Annotated in this window: 19 protein-coding genes; 15 read left to right on the top strand and 4 right to left on the bottom strand. The window is 59.9% G+C overall.

Annotation, left to right across the window (positions count from 1 at the left end):
- Positions 1-58: 58 nt before the first annotated feature.
- Positions 59-862: an IclR family transcriptional regulator gene (locus AWU82_RS01005; protein WP_064383445.1), complete on the top strand. Its 804-nt coding sequence runs from the start codon at positions 59-61 to the stop codon at positions 860-862.
- 4 nt (positions 863-866) lie between these two features.
- Here the strand turns inward: AWU82_RS01005 and AWU82_RS01000 are convergent, their stop codons facing one another.
- The gene (locus tag AWU82_RS01000; RefSeq protein WP_011335405.1) at positions 867-1919 is read right to left on the bottom strand and encodes an NAD(P)-dependent alcohol dehydrogenase; all 1053 of its coding nucleotides are present in this window, start codon (positions 1917-1919) and stop codon (positions 867-869) included.
- A 191-nt stretch (positions 1920-2110) separates the two neighbouring features.
- On the opposite strand from AWU82_RS01000, the gene AWU82_RS00995 reads away from it, so the two are divergent.
- On the top strand, positions 2111-3001 hold the full coding sequence (locus AWU82_RS00995; protein WP_064383443.1) for an AraC family transcriptional regulator: 891 nt from the start codon (positions 2111-2113) through the stop codon (positions 2999-3001).
- A gap of 180 nt (positions 3002-3181) precedes the next feature.
- On the opposite strand, the gene AWU82_RS00990 is transcribed toward AWU82_RS00995, so the two are convergent.
- Positions 3182-4846, bottom strand: a complete 1665-nt coding sequence (locus AWU82_RS00990; protein ID WP_007950858.1) for an electron transfer flavoprotein-ubiquinone oxidoreductase — start codon at positions 4844-4846, stop codon at positions 3182-3184.
- 525 nt (positions 4847-5371) lie between these two features.
- On the opposite strand from AWU82_RS00990, the gene AWU82_RS00985 reads away from it, so the two are divergent.
- From AWU82_RS00985 to AWU82_RS00940, 10 genes are all read left to right on the top strand, one after another.
- A complete protein-coding gene (locus AWU82_RS00985; RefSeq protein ID WP_003226982.1) occupies positions 5372-6121 on the top strand; it encodes an electron transfer flavoprotein subunit beta/FixA family protein in 750 nt (249 codons plus the stop codon).
- Positions 6122-6123: 2 nt separating this feature from the next.
- On the top strand, positions 6124-7053 hold the full coding sequence (locus AWU82_RS00980; RefSeq protein WP_011335403.1) for an electron transfer flavoprotein subunit alpha/FixB family protein: 930 nt from the start codon (positions 6124-6126) through the stop codon (positions 7051-7053).
- A gap of 80 nt (positions 7054-7133) precedes the next feature.
- Positions 7134-7970 carry a substrate-binding periplasmic protein gene (locus AWU82_RS00975; protein ID WP_064383441.1) on the top strand — a complete coding sequence of 279 codons (837 nt, stop codon included), beginning with the start codon at positions 7134-7136 and terminating at the stop codon, positions 7968-7970.
- 9 nt (positions 7971-7979) lie between these two features.
- A complete protein-coding gene (locus AWU82_RS00970; RefSeq protein ID WP_170928976.1) occupies positions 7980-8336 on the top strand; it encodes a DUF4398 domain-containing protein in 357 nt (118 codons plus the stop codon).
- Positions 8333-9145 carry an OmpA family protein gene (locus AWU82_RS00965; protein ID WP_064383437.1) on the top strand — a complete coding sequence of 271 codons (813 nt, stop codon included), beginning with the start codon at positions 8333-8335 and terminating at the stop codon, positions 9143-9145. The genes AWU82_RS00970 and AWU82_RS00965 overlap by 4 nt, the downstream gene beginning before the upstream one ends.
- A gap of 201 nt (positions 9146-9346) precedes the next feature.
- Positions 9347-10786, top strand: coding sequence for an aminotransferase-like domain-containing protein (locus tag AWU82_RS00960; protein WP_007950868.1), 1440 nt, complete (start codon positions 9347-9349; stop codon positions 10784-10786).
- 74 nt (positions 10787-10860) lie between these two features.
- Entirely contained in the window at positions 10861-11340 is a 480-nt protein-coding gene (locus AWU82_RS00955; protein WP_064383436.1) for a hypothetical protein, read from the top strand.
- 166 nt (positions 11341-11506) lie between these two features.
- The gene (locus AWU82_RS00950) at positions 11507-11761 is read left to right on the top strand and encodes a YkgJ family cysteine cluster protein (RefSeq protein WP_007950870.1); all 255 of its coding nucleotides are present in this window, start codon (positions 11507-11509) and stop codon (positions 11759-11761) included.
- Between the two features lie 41 nt (positions 11762-11802).
- Entirely contained in the window at positions 11803-12408 is a 606-nt protein-coding gene (locus AWU82_RS00945; RefSeq protein ID WP_064383434.1) for an START domain-containing protein, read from the top strand.
- A 314-nt stretch (positions 12409-12722) separates the two neighbouring features.
- On the top strand, positions 12723-14816 hold the full coding sequence (locus AWU82_RS00940) for an LTA synthase family protein (RefSeq protein ID WP_064383433.1): 2094 nt from the start codon (positions 12723-12725) through the stop codon (positions 14814-14816).
- Positions 14817-14877: 61 nt separating this feature from the next.
- Here the strand turns inward: AWU82_RS00940 and AWU82_RS00935 are convergent, their stop codons facing one another.
- Complete coding sequence (locus AWU82_RS00935) at positions 14878-15030, bottom strand: DUF3309 family protein (protein WP_003226960.1); 153 nt, start codon at positions 15028-15030, stop codon at positions 14878-14880.
- Between the two features lie 262 nt (positions 15031-15292).
- Here AWU82_RS00935 and AWU82_RS00930 point away from each other — a divergent pair, with 262 nt between their 5' ends.
- The 3 genes from AWU82_RS00930 (at position 15293) to csrA (ending at position 16827) form a co-directional block, all read left to right on the top strand.
- Positions 15293-16108 (top strand): SDR family oxidoreductase, encoded by an 816-nt coding sequence (locus tag AWU82_RS00930; RefSeq protein ID WP_064383431.1) that lies wholly within the window; start codon positions 15293-15295, stop codon positions 16106-16108.
- A gap of 64 nt (positions 16109-16172) precedes the next feature.
- On the top strand, positions 16173-16505 hold the full coding sequence (locus AWU82_RS00925) for a YnfA family protein (protein ID WP_064383429.1): 333 nt from the start codon (positions 16173-16175) through the stop codon (positions 16503-16505).
- 136 nt (positions 16506-16641) lie between these two features.
- Positions 16642-16827, top strand: a complete 186-nt coding sequence (csrA, locus tag AWU82_RS00920; protein ID WP_007950875.1) for a carbon storage regulator CsrA — start codon at positions 16642-16644, stop codon at positions 16825-16827.
- A gap of 6 nt (positions 16828-16833) precedes the next feature.
- On the opposite strand, the gene AWU82_RS00915 is transcribed toward csrA, so the two are convergent.
- Complete coding sequence (locus AWU82_RS00915; RefSeq protein WP_003172962.1) at positions 16834-17061, bottom strand: YheU family protein; 228 nt, start codon at positions 17059-17061, stop codon at positions 16834-16836.
- Between the last annotated feature and the right edge of the window lie 30 nt (positions 17062-17091).

Raw genomic sequence — 17091 nt, 5'->3', positions numbered from 1 at the left:
GGCTATGTCGGGCGACCATAATGCCGCCCGTTCCCTCGCTCAACGCTAAAGGCTGGATATGCAGGAAGACGCCCCGAAAACCGCCAAGGACGCCGCGCCGACCGGCACCCAGACCCTGCTTCGCGGGTTGGGTGTGGTGCACGCCGTCGCCTGTGGCGCCCGCGATCTCAAAGAGATTGCCCGCCTGATCGGCACCACGCGCAGCACCACTCATCGTCTGGCCAGTTGTCTGGTGGACGAGCGCTACCTGCGCGTCGTGCCGCAAGTCGGTTATCTGTTGGGGCCGAAGCTGATCGAACTGGGTTTCCAGGCGCGTGAGGAATTGCCGCTGGTGACCCTGGCCGGGCCTTATCTGGACGAGTTGTCGGCGCTGACCGGCGACACCGTTCACCTGGGCATTCGTGAAGGCGACGAGGTGCTTTATTTGCTGAAGAATCCGGGGCGCAACGGCCCGGAAATGCGCTCGCGGGTCGGCCATCGCATGCCGCTGGCGCGGACCGGGATCGGCAAGGCGCTGATGCTGGATGACGCACCGCAGGACTGGCAGCGCCTGTACGACATCAGCCTGCCGGCGGGTGGGAAAAGTCAGTTCTGGCCGCAGCATCCCCAGCAGTCGTGGGAGCAGCTGGAGCAGCGGATGACCGAGTACGTGGCCGGTGGCTATGCGTTCGATCTGGAAGACAACGAGCCGTCGATCCGCTGCGTGGCGGCGCCGATCCGCGACGCGAGCAAGCGCATCGTCGCGGCCATCAGCATCGCCAGCACCGTGCCGTACATGCCGCTGGAAAAAATGGCCGAGCTGATTCCCCTGATCAAAGGGGTCACGGCCCGGCTCTCGGCGGAGCTTGGCTTGAAGGTCTGAGGAATCAGAGCTTCAGAGTCGCCATATCGATCACGAAGCGGTACTTCACATCGCCGGCGATCATGCGGGCGTAGGCTTCGTTGATCTGGCGGATGTCGAGCATTTCGATGTCGCAGCTGATGTTGTGTTCGGCGCAGAAATCCAGCACTTCCTGGGTTTCGGCAACGCCACCGATCAATGAACCGGCCAATACGCGACGACCCAGCACCAGTTTCGCGGCGTGGACCGGCGGATCGATCGGTTCGATCAGGCCCACCAGAATGTGCACGCCATCGAAGCGCAGGGTGTCGAGGTACGGGTTCAGATCATGCTGCACCGGAATGGTGTCGAGCAGGAAGTCGAAACGGCCGGCAGCGGCTTTCATCTGCTCTTCGTCGGTGGAGACAATGACGTGATCGGCGCCCTGTCGACGACCTTCCTCGGCTTTGCTTGCCGAACGGGTGAACAGCGTCACTTCGGCGCCCATGGCCTTGGCGAACTTGATGCCCATGTGGCCGAGGCCGCCCATGCCGAGAATCCCGACCTTGTCGCCGGCCTTCACGCCGTAGTGCTTGAGTGGCGAGTAGGTGGTGATGCCGGCGCAGAGAATCGGCGCGGCAGCCGCCAGATCCAGCTTCTCGGGAATGCGCACCACGAAGTGTTCGCTGACCACGATGCTGTCCGAATAACCGCCCATGGTATTGCTGCCATCGACCCGGTCGGGTGTGGCATAGGTCATGGTCGGGCCTTCGAGGCAGTATTGCTCGAGGTTCGACTGGCAGGCTTCGCAGGTGCGGCAGGAGTCGACCATGCAACCGACGCCGACCAGGTCGCCGACCTTGTGTTTGGTGACGTTCGCACCGACGGCGGTGACTTTTCCGACGATCTCGTGGCCGGGCATCAACGGGTAAACGGCGATGCCCCATTCGTTGCGCGCCTGGTGGATGTCGGAGTGGCAGACGCCGCAGTACAGGATTTCGATGGCGACGTCGTCGGCCCGTGGGCTGCGGCGTTCGAACTTCATCGGGGCGAGGGGCGTGGTGGCCGTTTGAGCGGCGTAGCCGATGGCGGTGTACATGTGAAACCTCGCAAAAGCAGTGACAGGTAAGGCGGCGCATTCTGGGCGCCGTCCGGTCGTCCGGCCATGGCGATTCCTCCGGGTGTCATGCCTAATCCTCCGGCATGCGGGGTTGATCGGCCGCATTGGCAAAAGGATCTGCGATGATGCTTTTATCCCTTTTTCCGTGATTTTTTCTGAAGAGCCACCCGATGCAATTGACCCGTCACCTTGATGCCAACGCCACCCTGGTTTCGCTGATCGAACCGCTGGCGCTGCGCGATGGTTACAGCCAGACCGGGCTGCCGGGCGTGCAGGTATTGCGCGCCAGTTGCGACGTCGCCCGTGGCCCGCACATTTATGAACCGAGCCTGATGATCATCGCCCAGGGCAGCAAACTGGCGTATCTGGGGCCGCGCACCATGGAATACGGCGCCGGGCATTACCTGATTCAGGCCTTGCCGGTGCCCTTTGAGTGCGAGACCTACGCGTTGCCGGACGCACCGCTGCTCGGCGTATCGGTGGCGATCGACCGGGTGCTGCTCGGCGAACTGGTGCTGGCCATGGGGCTGGCGCCGGGGCGGCATATTCCGGCGCAGACACCGGAGTCGATGACGTCGGTGGTGCTCGACGATGACATGCGTGGTTGTGTCGAACGCTTGCTGCGTTGTCTGCACGATCCGCTGGAATGCCAGATTCTCGGACCGGCGCGGGTGCGGGAGTTGTTGTTCGTCGCGTTGCGCGGTCCCCAGGCCGATGTGCTGCGGGCGCTGGTCGAGCAGCAGGGGCAGTTCGCCCGGGTGGCGGCTTCGATCAGTCATCTGCATGCGCATTACACCGAGCCATTGAATGTCGAGACATTAGCCAGTTGCGCGAACATGAGTGTTTCGACCTTTCATGAGCATTTCAAACGCAGCACGTTGCTGTCGCCGGTGCAGTATCTGAAGCGTTTACGTTTGTTGAAGGCGCAGACGTTGTTGATCGCCGAGGGGTTAGGCGTGGCGCAGGTGGCGCATCGGGTGGGGTATCAGAGCACGTCGCAGTTCAGTCGCGAATACAAACGCTATTTCGAGCGTAGCCCCGGGGAGGAGCGCGCTGCCTGATCTGCCTCAATCCTGTGGGAGCTGGCTTGCCAGCGATCGCGGTGCTTCAGCCTGCAGCAATGTTGTCTGACACGGCCCCATCGCTGGCAAGCCAGCTCCCACCGGTATTGATGTGATGCACTGAATCGCGGGCAACAAAAAGGCCCCCATACAGGGAGCCTTGATGTTCAGCGTATCGACTTACATATTTGGATAGGTCGGGCCGCCGGCGCCTTCCGGCGTCACCCAGGTGATGTTCTGCGAAGGGTCCTTGATGTCACAGGTCTTGCAGTGCACGCAGTTCTGGGCGTTGATCTGGAAGCGCTTCTCGCCGTCTTCCTTGGTGATCACTTCATACACGCCGGCCGGGCAGTAGCGCTGTGCCGGCTCGTCGTACAGCGGCAGGTTCTTGCTCAGCGGGATGGTCGGATCGGTCAGTTTCAGGTGGCACGGCTGTTCTTCTTCATGGTTGGTACCAGAGATGAACACCGAGCTCAGCTTGTCGAAGCTGATCTTGCCGTCGGGTTTCGGGTAGTCGATCTTCTTGCAGTCGGCCGCGAGCTTGAGGCAGGCGTAATCCGGCTTGGTGTCGTGCAGGGTGAACGGCAGTTTGCCGCCGAAGATGTTCTGGTCCAGCCAGTTGAAACCGCCGCCGACGATGGCGCCGAACTTGTGGATCGCCGGGCCGAAGTTGCGGCTGGCGAACAGTTCTTCGTAGAGCCAGCTCTTCTTGAACGCGTCGACGTAGGTGGTCAGCTCTTCCGTGCCGTCCTTTTCAGCGAACAGCGCGTCGGCCACGGATTCAGCGGCGAGCATGCCGGACTTCATCGCAGTGTGGCTGCCCTTGATCTTGGCGAAGTTCAGGGTGCCGAGGTCGCAACCGATCAGCGCGCCGCCCTTGAACACCATTTTCGGCAGCGAGTTCAGGCCACCTTTGCAGATCGCACGTGCGCCGTAGCTGATGCGCTTGCCGCCTTCCAGGTACTGCTTGAGCACCGGGTGATGCTTGAGGCGCTGGAATTCGTCGAACGGCGACAGGTAGGTGTTGCTGTAGGACAGATCGACGATCAGACCGACTACCACCTGGTTGTTTTCCAGGTGATAGAGGAAGGAGCCGCCGGTGTTCTCGGTGCCCATGATGTCCATCGGCCAACCGGCGGTGTGCACCACCAGGCCTGGCTGGTGTTTGGCCGGGTCGATTTCCCAGATTTCCTTCAGCCCGATGCCGTAGTGCTGGGCGTCGGCATCGCTGTCGAGGTTATAGCGCTTGATCAGTTGCTTGCCGATGTGGCCACGGCAACCTTCGGCGAACAGCGTGTACTTGCCACGCAGTTCCATGCCCGGGGTGTACAGGCCTTCTTTCGGATGACCTTCGCGGTCGACGCCGAGGTCGCCGGTGATGATCCCGCGTACCACGCCGTTTTCATCGATCAGCGCTTCCTGAGCGGCGAAGCCCGGGTAGATTTCCACGCCCAGGTTTTCGGCCTGCTGAGCGAGCCAGCGGCACAGGTTGCCGAGGGAGATAATGTAGTTGCCTTCGTTGTGCATGGTCTTGGGCACAAAGAAGTCAGGAATTTTCTGCGCGCTTTCGGCGTTTTTCAGCACGAAGATGTCATCGCGGGTGACTGGTGTGTTCAGCGGGGCGCCGAGTTCTTTCCAGTCCGGGAACAGTTCGTTCAGGGCCCGTGGTTCGAATACGGCACCGGACAGGATGTGCGCGCCGACTTCGGAGCCTTTTTCGACCACGCAGACGCTGATTTCCTTACCGGCTTCGGCGGCCTTCTGCTTCAGACGGCAGGCGGCGGACAGGCCAGCGGGGCCGGCACCGACGATGACCACGTCGAATTCCATGTATTCGCGTTCCACAGGCTATCTCCTACTCAAGGCTCAACAGTTTTTTTTCTAATTTGGAGGTTCGGTGTCGTATCCGTTATTGCCTTTACGTTAACGTCAAGGGTAATAATGGGCAAACCACCTTTCTCTCTAGGCGGCGCATTATATCTACACCACTCCTAGCGTCCAATACAAACGTTTGTTTGAATCGGCTCCAGCCCAGAGAAATCAAAGAAGCGCGGCTTATGACAGGGCATTTTGGCGTATTGACCAGAATGGGCGTTCCGGTCAAGATACGGGCGGTTTTGCGCTCGCCGTAGGCTGAATGGTGGTTTCAAGAGCACCTCTAAAGACAGGGCGTAGGCGGTAACCGGTGATGCGCAGCGCAGGTTCGGCGCGCAGTTTACACACCGCGAAGCGGCATGACTCGTCGGTCACGACTGACGAACGGTCATCCCGTTCAGCCGGCGTTTTTAGAGGTGCCCTTGTGCCCGATGAGCATCAACCGCCAGGTTCGCCTAGGCGACTTTCTTTTCACCGGAGAGTAACGAGGAATCCATGAAGGTTCTTGTAGCTGTCAAACGCGTTGTGGATTACAACGTCAAGGTTCGCGTCAAGGCGGACAATTCCGGCGTAGACCTCGCCAACGTCAAGATGTCGATGAACCCGTTCTGCGAAATCGCAGTGGAAGAAGCCGTACGCCTGAAAGAAAAAGGCGTTGCGACTGAAATCGTCGTCGTCTCCATCGGCCCGTCCACCGCTCAGGAACAGCTGCGTACCGCACTGGCTCTGGGTGCCGATCGCGCCATCCTCGTCGAATCCGCTGAAGACCTGACTTCCCTGGCCGTGGCCAAGCTGCTCAAGGCCGTGGTCGACAAGGAACAGCCTCAGCTGGTGATCCTGGGCAAACAGGCCATCGACAGCGACAACAACCAGACCGGCCAGATGCTCGCTGCACTGAGCGGCTACGGTCAGGGCACTTTCGCGTCGAAAGTCGAAGTCTCCGGCGACAGCGTTGCCGTGACCCGCGAAATCGACGGCGGCGCGCAGACCGTTTCCCTGAAACTGCCGGCGATCGTCACCACCGACCTGCGTTTGAACGAGCCGCGCTACGCGTCCCTGCCAAACATCATGAAAGCCAAGAAGAAGCCTCTCGAAGTGCTGACTCCGGACGCTTTGGGCGTTTCCACCGCCTCCACCAACAAGACCCTGAAAGTCGAAGCGCCGGCTGCACGCAGCGCGGGCATCAAGGTCAAGTCGGTGGCTGAACTGGTCGAGAAACTGAAAAACGAAGCGAAGGTAATCTGATCATGACTATCTTGGTAATCGCCGAACACGACAACAAGGTGCTGGCTCCGGCCACCCTGAACACCGTGGCTGCCGCTGCCAAAATCGGCGGCGACATCCACGTTCTGGTTGCCGGCCAGGGTGCTGGCGCCGTGGCTGAAGCCGCTGCGAAAATCGCTGGCGTGAGCAAAGTCCTGAACGCTGACAATGCTGCCTACGCGCATCAGCTGCCGGAAAACGTTGCTCCTCTGGTTGCAGAGCTGGGCGCTGGCTACAGCCACATCCTGGCTGCCGCCACTTCCAATGGCAAAAACATCCTGCCGCGCGTTGCCGCTCAGCTGGACGTTGACCAGATCTCCGAAATCATCTCGGTAGAAAGCGCTGACACCTTCAAGCGTCCGATCTACGCCGGTAACGCCATCGCTACCGTGCAATCGACCGCAGCGATCAAAGTGATCACCGTGCGTGCCACCGGTTTCGACCCGGTTGCTGCTGAAGGCGGTTCGGCTGCTGTTGAAGCGGTTGCCGCTGCTCACAACGCCGGCACTTCCAGCTTCGTCAGCGAAGAACTGGCCAAGTCCGATCGTCCTGAGCTGACCGCTGCCAAAATCGTCGTTTCCGGCGGCCGCGGCATGCAGAACGGCGACAACTTCAAACACCTCTACGCTCTGGCCGACAAGCTGGGCGCGGCTGTTGGTGCTTCCCGCGCTGCGGTCGACGCAGGTTTCGTACCGAACGACATGCAGGTCGGTCAGACCGGCAAGATCGTTGCGCCACAGCTGTACATCGCCGTCGGTATCTCCGGCGCGATCCAGCACCTGGCCGGCATGAAAGACTCCAAAGTGATCGTTGCGATCAACAAGGACGAAGAAGCACCGATCTTCCAGGTGGCCGATTACGGCCTGGTGGCGGACTTGTTCGAAGCCGTACCTGAGCTGGAGAAGCTGGTCTAATCCGGCTGCTTCACTTATAAAGAGCCCGACCTTTTGGTCGGGCTTTTTTTTGTCTCGGATTTGAGTGGGAGCGTTTCGCCATGGATCTGCATCATCGGTTGGGCTGCTCGTGGTTGCTGGCGCTGGCATTGTTGCCGGGCCTGTCGGTGGCGGCGGGCAAATGCGAGCGGCTGGTCGTCACCGGCAGCCCGGATGCGCCGCCGTACCTTTGGCAGGATCCGCAGAACCCCAAGCAACTGATCGGTGCCAGTGCCGACCTGTTGCGACAGGTGGCCAAGGAGCTGGGGCTCAAAGTCGATCTGTTATACGCCGGCAAGCGTTCCCAGGCCCTCGACGAAGTGCGCAGCGGGCGCATGGACATGCTGGCCGACGCGCCAATGAACCTCAATGAGCTGGAAAACCTTGACTACATTCACCCGCCGTTGCTGGAAAACGATTATCTGGTGTGGACGCGCAAGGGCTCGACCCTCGTTTATAGCGAAGCCAGGGACCTGCACGGGCATACCGGCGGTTTGTCGGAAAAGTCTCGAATGACCCCGGCATTTGGCACTTTTGCCGAGCAGCAATTGACCCTGACCCGTACGGCAAACCTGACCCAGGCGTTTCAGAAACTTCTGCTGGGCGAGGTGGAATATGTACTAGCCGGTCGCTACTCGGGCATGGCGGCCGCGCAGGCATTGGGCATGGCCAATGATCTGCTGGCCTTTGAACAACCCATCGACCGCCCCGGTCTGTTCCTCGCGGTTTCGCACAACTCGGCCTGCAACGATCCGTGGTTGCGCGGACAGCTGGCCAAAAAGATGACAGAATTGCCCGCGTCCGGCCTGACGGAAGCCGCGCTGCAACGCAACATCGAGCGCTGGAAGGCGCAGCAGCAACAGCCGCCGCAACCACCTGTCAGCGCCCCAAAACAGTAGGGATTCTTAGTGAGTAATCGACTTCTTTTCGCGGCCATGGCCGTCCTGGCCCTGGCCGGTTGCGCCAGCGATCCGGCACCCAACGAACAAATGCGTCTGACCGAGCAGGCCCTTGAGCAAGCCAAGGCCGTCGGCGCCACCGCCGAAGACGTGCCGGAAATGAAACTGGCCGAGGACAAGTTCAACCGGGCCAAAGGCAGCATGGCGGGTGAGTCTTACAAGAATGCGCGGATGCGCTTCGAACAGGCCGAACTCGACGCACGCCTGGCGGAGGCCAAAGTCCTGACCCAGAAGAGCGAGGAGCAAGTGAACGTGCTCAACACCCGCATCGTCCGACTGCGCAAGCAACTGGGGAATGCCCAATGAGCCTGAAGTCCAAAACTCTCGGCGCTCTGATCCTCGCCGGTTGCGCCAGCCTGTACGGCTGCGCCGGTCAGCACAGCGAAACCGCATTGCAGCAGGCCAGCAGCGACTTCCAGAAGGTCAAGGAAGATTCCAACGTGCTGCGTATCGCGCCGAAAGATGTGATCCGCGCCGGTGAGTCCCTGGCCCGCGCCGATCGTCTGTCGACGTACTGGGGCAGCGGCTCGGACGTGGTGCATTACGCCTATCTGAGTCAGCGCTACAGCGAAATCGCCCGTGAGCACACCAATCAGGTGCTCAACGAAGAACGTGTGGCGAAGCTGGAACTTGAACGCCAGCGCCTGCAACTGGCCCTGCGCGAGTCCAAACTGTTGAGCGTGCAACAGCAGGGCAAATGGCTGGAAGAGCAGATCGTTGCGCTGGCCACCACCCAGACCGATCGTGGTCTGGTGATGACCCTCGGTGACGTGCTGTTCGATACCGGCGAAGCTGAACTGAAAAACTCGGCCAACCGCGTGGTGCTGAAGATCGTGCAGTTTCTGCAACTGAACCCGAAACGCATCGTGCGCATCGAGGGCTACACCGACAGCACCGGCGGCAAGCAGGAAAACCTCAAGCTTTCCCGCGACCGCGCACAGTCGGTGGCCGACGTGTTGACGGACCTGGGCATCGACGAAAAACGCATTCAGGTCGAAGGCTACGGCGATGAATACCCGGTGGACGCGAACGCTTCCGAGCGTGGACGTGCGCAGAACCGTCGGGTGGAAATCGTGTTCTCCGACGAAAAAGGCCAGCTCGGCGCCGCCCGCTGAGGGGGGCGTTACTGGAAAGCCCGGGCTGTCAGGCAGCGCCGGGCTTTTTTACGTCTGTCGATTACCTCACAAAGCGGTACAGATTTAACCGACACAGCACTGTATGGTTGACTAATATGGCAACTGTCCCAGTACACTTCCAAACTGTTCCGGTATTGTTTCACACAAGAATAAAACGCCCGTGAAATCGAGTGCTGCGTCATGACCAATCTCTTGCTCTACCAACGTATTGCTCAACAGCTGGCCGAAGATATCCGCCGTGGCGTCTATCAACCGGGCGAGCGCGTACCTTCGGTGCGCAAGATGAGTTCGCAGCTCAACGTCAGCCATGCCACGGTGTTGCAGGCTTACGCCAATCTCGAGGATCAGGGCCTGATCCGTGCGCGGCCGCAGTCCGGTTACTATGTCCACCAGACTCCCGCACTGACGGCGCCCACGCCGGACATCGCCCGGGTCGAACGGCCAGGCCTGGTCACCCGCAGCAGCATCATTCAGCAAGTGCTGGTCGAATCCCGTCGTGAAGGCGTGTTCCCGCTGGGGGCGGCGGTGCCGAGTGTCGATTATTTGCCGGTGCGCGCCCTGCATCAGCAGTTGGCCAAGGTCACCCGGTTTCACAGCCCTCGGGCGTTCAGCTACATGTTCAGCCCGGGTTTCGAGCCGCTGCGCCGGCAGGTCGCGATTCGCATGCGCGATGCAGGCGTGGTCGTTGACCCTTCGGAAGTGGTAATCACCCACGGCTGCGTCGACGCATTGCAGATGTCATTGCGAGTGCTGACCCGCCCCGGCGACCTGATCGCCGCCGAATCCCCCACCTATTACGGCCTGTTGCAACTGGCCGACCTGCTGGGCCTGAAGGTCATCGAGATTCCCAGCGACCCCGCCACCGGCATGAGCCTCGAAGCCCTGCAACTGGCGGCCAATCAATGGTCGATCAAGGCGCTGGTACTGACCACTCGCCTGAGCAATCCACTCGGCGGCACCATGCCCGAAGAGCGGCAGAAACAGCTGCTGCGACTGGCCTCGGATTTCGATATCCAGATCGTCGAAGACGACATCTACGGCGAGTTGATGTTCGAGCAGGGGCGCACCAAGTCGCTCAAGGCTTACGACCGGCTAGACCGGGTGATTTATTGCTCGAGCTTTTCCAAGACCTTATCGCCCGGTGTGCGCATCGGCTGGATGATCGCCGGCAAGTACCAGCAGGAAATCCAGCGCTTGCAGACCTTCAGCACTCATTCGGCGTGCAGCGTCACCCAAATGGCCATCGCGGCGTACCTGGAAAACGGCGGCTATGACCGGCATTTAAGGTACATCCGCCAGGAATACCGAAAAAATCTCAGCGCATTCCAGCTGGCGGTTCAGCAGTATTTTCCCGAAGGCACGCAGATGACCCGGCCCACCGGCGGATTCATTCTGTGGGTCAGCCTGCCGGGGCGGGTCAACACCCAGGAATTGCACGTGCGGGCGCTGCAACAGGGCATCAGCATTGCGCCGGGTCTGATCTTCAGCAACACCGAGCAGTTCAACCACTGCATCCGGTTGAACTGCGGCATCCCGTGGAATCGCGAGGCGGAACGGGCGCTGATGACCCTCGGCATGTTGGCGACACAGCTCTGCCAGGAGATGGCCGGCGGATTCTGAAACAATGGCGGAGCTTGTCATGTGGCGTCCAACAGGCGAGCATATGGCCCTCTGCCGTCAGCTTCGTTGGGTTCATGAAAGCGAAATTTTCTGCCGCCTGGGTTGTGCTATGCCTGCTGTTGATGGGTCATGTACCCGGTGTTTTGGCGGCTGCAGCGCAGGAAAAGGCGCCGGCCACTGCCAACGCGAAGAAACCGGCGACGACCAAAAAAATCGCTCCAGCGAAAACCACGCAGCAGAAAAAGGCTGCTCCGGTCAAGAAGCGCGCACCGGTCGCTACCAAGTCAAAGTCGGCGAAAGAAGTGGCCAAGACGCCATTGCCGTCTGCGAAGCTCGACTTGAGTCTGCCCAAAGACATGGTTCAGGAATTGAAACCCCCCGGCTCAGTGACGCTGCCCAAGCGCGAAGCGATCCTGCCGCAGATGTTCGGTGACAAGAACAGCGGGTTCCAGCTCAATGGACGCTTGCTCAGCAACGAAATGCAGCTGCAACTGCGCAATGAAGAGCGCCGGGAAGTCGAAGGCGCGGCGCTGGATTTCGAGTTCAAGCAATAAATCGTCCCCGTCGGTGACCCGCAGACCAGACGCTTTGTCGGAGACTGGTCAGTCATTTTCGTTTCTGCGTAAAAACCCCGGCTCAGGGAATTTAAAACAGCCGTTTAAGCGGTTACCCTGTCCCGCGTCCCTTTAACACATTGCCCGCTGCGAGGAACGCGTCGTCATGAAATGCCGTGAAGGCTGTGGCGCCTGCTGTATTGCCCCTTCCATCAGTTCGCCGATTCCAGGCATGCCCGATGGCAAACCTGCCGGTGAACGCTGCGTTCAGTTGTCGGTCGATAACCTGTGCAACATTTTCGGCCGACCGGAGCGTCCGGCGGTCTGTTCAGGATTCAAGGCCGATCCGGAAGTCTGCGGCAGCAGCCAGGAAGATGCGATCAGACTGCTCGGCTGGTGGGAGCAGATGACGGCGGCGTGATGTGTCAAACGAACGGAACTTCAACAATAAGGAATAAGACTATGGGTTCGCTGCATCGTATCGCTGTGTTGTGTGGTTTGACTGCCGTGCTGGCCACCTCGGCCGCCCAGGCTGAAGACTGGAAAGTCGCCAAGAACGAAGACGGCATCAAAGTCTCCCTGAGCGAAGTGCCGGGTTCGGACTACAAGTCTTATCAGGGCGTGACCGTGATGAAGACCACCATCGCCAAACTGCGCGACCTGCAGGAAGACGTCTCCGGTGCCTGCGCCTGGATTCACGAGTGCAAGACCCAGAAACTGCTCAAGCACGAAGGCGACCAGAGCTGGACCTACACTCAGTTCAACACGCCATGGCCAGTGACCCCGCGCGATTCCATCCTGCATGTCACCACCGTTGAAGGCGCCGATGGCAGCCTGACCCGTAATCTCGAAGGTGTGCCGAAGTATCTTCCTGAAGAAAAAGGCTTTGTGCGGGTTGCGCAGGTCAAAGGCTTCTGGAAGTTCGTGCCAAAAGGCGATCAGGTTGAAGTGACCTATCAGGTACACACCGAGCCAGGTGGCAGCGTGCCGTCGATGATCGCCAACAAGTTTGTGGTCGACGCACCGTTCAATACCCTGAAAGCCTTGAGAGAACGCGCCGAGAAGTAACTGTCGCGTTCATCTGTAAACGCCCCGAAGAACTCGGGGCGTTTTGTTTTCCAGGTTTATTGTGTTTCCGGATATGCGTTGAACGAAATTTTCACAAACGCTTCAAGACAATTCGCCCGCACTGTTCGCACCTGTATCGATGCGCCATGCCTTGAATGAAAGCGTCCGGCGGCGGGCACTAATCAATGGCAATGCCGTCGGTGATCGTGCAACATTTGCGCTCCGCGCAAGCCCCGGGGCCTGGAATGGCCAACAGAGGGCAGGGCGCAGCCGTATTTTTTGCAACTTCAACTTCCAATGGGTCCTAAAACGACATGGCAAACCCGGACGCCCTGAGTCAGCAGCGATCTTCCAGTCGCCTGCTGCAACCGACCGTCAAATCGCATCTGGCCTACACGCTTCTGTGCGCGCTGGTCATGATGGTGATGTTTTCCGTGCTGCGCCTCGCGCTGCTGGTCTACAACCGCGAGATGATCCTCGACACCCCGGCCTCGACTTTCCTCGAAGCCTTCGCCAACGGCCTGCGTTTCGATGTGCGCCTGGTGGTGTATGTCTGCATTCCGCTGGTGCTGGCGCTGTTCAGTGCCCGGGCCATGGCGGCGCGCGGGTTCTTCCGTCTGTGGCTGACCATCGCTTCGAGCATCGCGCTGTTCCTCGGCCTGATGGAGATGGACTTCTACCGCGAATTCCACCAGCGCCTCAACGGTCTGGTGTTCCAGTACGTGAAGGAAGACCCGAAAACCGTGATGAGCATGCTCTGGTACGGTTTCCCGGTGGTGCGTTACCTGCTGGCGTGGGCCGTGGGCACGCTGATCCTGACCCTGGCGTTCAAGGGCGCCGACCGTCTGACCCGGCCGCGTGGCCCGTTCAGCGGTGGCAATGTCGGCACCCGTCAGGTGGCACCATGGTATGCGCGTCTGGCGGTATTCGTGGTGTGCCTGCTGATCTGCGTGGTGGCCGCTCGCGGCACTCTGCGCCAAGGCCCGCCGCTGCGTTGGGGTGACGTGTACACCACTGAATCGAACTTCGCCAACCAGCTCGGCCTCAACGGCACGCTGTCGCTGATCGCGGCGGCCAAGGACCGCATGGGCGAGGATCGCGACAACATCTGGAAAGCCACGCTGCCGCAGGATCAGGCACAGAAAGTGGTCCGCGACATGCTGGTGATGCCGGACGACAAACTGGTGGATACCGATATCGCCGCCGTGCGTCGCGAATACACACCGCCTGCCGACAAGACCCTGCCGATCAAGAACGTCGTCGTGATCCTGATGGAAAGCATGGCCGGTCACTCGGTGGGCGCACTGGGCGCGCCGGGCAACATCACGCCGTACCTCGACAAGCTGTCGAAGGAAGGCCTGCTGTTCGACCGTTTCTTCTCCAACGGCACCCACACCCACCAGGGGATGTTTGCCACCATGGCGTGCTTCCCGAACCTGCCGGGTTTCGAATACCTGATGCAGACCCCGGAAGGCAGCCACAAACTGTCCGGTCTGCCGCAGTTGCTCAGTGCTCGCAACTATGACGACGTCTACGTCTACAACGGTGATTTTGCCTGGGACAACCAGTCCGGTTTCTTCAGCAACCAGGGCATGACCAACTTCGTTGGCCGCAACGATTTCGTCAACCCGGTGTTCTCTGATCCGACCTGGGGCGTGTCCGATCAGGACATGTTCGACCGTGGTCTGGTGGAGCTCAAGGCGCGGGAAAACGGCAAGCCGTTTTATGCGCTGCTGCAGACCTTGTCCAACCACACGCCGTACGCCTTGCCGACGCCGTTGCCGGTCGAACGTGTTACCGACCGTGGCCCGCTCAACGAGCACCTGACCGCCATGCGTTATGCGGACTGGGCGCTGGGTCAGTTCTTCGAGAAGGCCCGTAAAGAGCCGTACTTCAAGGAAACCCTGTTCGTCATCGTCGGCGACCACGGTTTCGGCAACGAGCGTCAGATCACCGAAATGGATCTGGGCCGCTTCAACGTACCGATGCTGATGATCGCACCGGGCATCCAGGAAAAATTCGGTACCCGTGACCACACCGTCGGCACTCAGGTCGACATCGTGCCGACCATCATGGGTCGCCTCGGTGGCGAAGTGCGCCATCAGTGCTGGGGCCGCGATCTGCTGAATCTGCCGCAGGGTGACACTGGTTTCGGTGTGATCAAGCCGTCGGGCAGCGAGCAGACCACCGCCATCGTCACTGCCGACCAGATCCTGGTACTGCCGAAAGACAAGGAAATGGCGCCGAAGATCTATCAATACGAGCTGGGCGCGAACCCGCACGCCGAAGTGGTGCCGGATGCACCGCGCACTGCCGAGCTGAAACTCAAGCTTGAAGCGTTCCTGCAAACAGCGACCAAGAGCCTGATCGACAACACCGCCGGTGTGGTTAACGGCAAGCCGGACTGATCAGTCGGCACAATAAAAAAGAGGCCCTTGCAAGGGCCTCTTTTTTTTGTCGGTCAAACAGTCATATCCGACCGAGTAACAGCAGCACCAACAGGACTACCAGCACTACACCGATAATGCCCGAAGGGCCGTAACCCCAACTTCTGGAGTGCGGAAAGACCGGCAGACCACCGATCAGCAACAGGATCAGGATAATGATAAGAATTGTGCCCATGTCGAATTCCTTGTTGATAGTGTCTGAGAAGTCTTGATGTTCAAGGGCAGCTGAAAGTTGAACTAAATCCAGCCGGCTTACAAATTCCGACCGGTGCGCGTAAAAGAAAATTCAATGTTTTTTTAAGTTATTTGGCTCGCGCACTTATTTCGTTTGTTGCTGCGGTTTGCTCTCGCCATTCAGCAATCTGATGGAGCGTGGGTCGCCCGGTATCCTTCGCTACACTCCGCGCATCTTCCCCGGAACAACAAGGCTGTCTGCTATGCAAAATCGCATGATGATCACTGGCGCGGGCTCAGGCCTGGGTCGCGAAATCGCGCTGCGCTGGGCGCGTGAAGGCTGGCAACTGGCCTTGTCTGATGTCAGCGAGCCCGGTTTGCAAGAGACCCTCAAACTCGTTCGCGAGGCCGGTGGCGATGGCTTCATCCAGCGCTGTGACGTGCGCGATTACAGCCAGCTCACCGCGTTTGCCCAGGCCTGCGAAGAGAAACTTGGCGGCATCGACATCATCGTTAACAACGCCGGTGTGGCCTCGGGCGGTTTCTTCAGCGAGTTGTCGCTGGAAGACTGGGACTGGCAGATCGCGATCAATCTGATGGGCGTGGTCAAGGGCTGCAAGGCGTTCTTGCCGTTGCTGGAGCAGAGCAAGGGCAAGATCATCAACATCGCCTCGATGGCTGCGCTGATGCAGGGCCCGGCGATGAGCAACTACAACGTGGCCAAGGCCGGAGTGGTGGCGCTGTCGGAAAGCCTGTTGATCGAACTGGCCCAGCAGGAAGTCGGGGTTCATGTGGTTTGCCCGTCGTTCTTCCAGACCAACCTGCTGGATTCTTTCCGGGGCCCGACGCCGGCGATGAAAACCCAGGTCGGCAAGTTGCTGGAAAGTTCGCCGATCACCGCCAGCGATATTGCCGACTACATCTACAAGCAGGTCGCGGCCGGCGAGTTCATGATCCTGCCCCACGAACAAGGGCGCATGGCCTGGGCGCTCAAACAGAAGAATCCGCAGCTGCTGTACAACGAAATGACCGCAATGGCCGAAAAGATGCGCGCCAAGGCCAAACAGAACAACGGCTGAACTTGCCCGGGGTTCGCCGCATCGTTAGGGTGGCCGCAACAGTCACCCTGACGAGATGTCTTGCATGCTCAATTACCTGTGGTTTTTCCTCGCCGCGCTGTTCGAAATCGCTGGCTGTTTCGCGTTCTGGATGTGGTTGCGCCAGGGCAAGAGCGCCTTGTGGGTGATTCCGGCACTGCTCAGCCTGACCCTGTTCGCGCTGCTGTTGACACGTGTCGAAGCGACCTACGCCGGTCGCGCCTACGCCGCTTACGGCGGCATCTACATCATTGCTTCGATTGGCTGGCTGGCGGTGGTCGAACGCATCCGCCCGTTGGGTTCGGACTGGATCGGTGTGGCGCTGTGTGTGATCGGGGCGAGTGTGATCCTGTTCGGTCCACGATTCACCGCGACTTGAATGGCTGGCTTGAAGGAAATGTCTGAAGGCTTGCGCGCCTTGCTGTGTAGGGAATGACTGAATTGCCCACAGCGCATTGTAGGGCGGTCGAAACCCGCGCATCTTCAAGGCTCGCAAACCTTGAAGGACAACCCCCATGCTTGTACTCAGCCGTGTTGTCGGTGAACTGATTTCCATCGGCGACAACATCACTCTGCGCGTTCTGGCGGTCAACGGCTCCAGCGTGCGGTTCGGCGTCGAAGCGCCGGAGCAGGTCGGCGTGCACCGCGCCGAGGTCTACGAACGGATCCAGCGCAAACAGGCCAGCGGCAAGGGCCGCTGACCGTTTTCAGTCGAACAGGTGCTTGGGCACGTCGTGCTTGAGCATCAACTGGCATTGCTCGCTTTCGGGATCGAAGACAATCAGCGCCTGACCTTTGGTCAATGCCTGGCGAACCCGCAGTACGCGAGTTTCCAGCGGCGTATCGTCACCGTTATCGGTACCGTCGCGGGTGACGAAATCCTCGATCAGGCGGGTGAGGGTGTCGACTTCGAGCGCGTCGTGGGGAATCAGCATGGGCACCTCGGCTAAATCAATGTCGGGATG

Source organism: Pseudomonas glycinae, assembly GCF_001594225.2.
Lineage (GTDB): Bacteria > Pseudomonadota > Gammaproteobacteria > Pseudomonadales > Pseudomonadaceae > Aquipseudomonas > Aquipseudomonas glycinae.
This window is presented reverse-complemented; position numbering and strand designations above follow the sequence as displayed.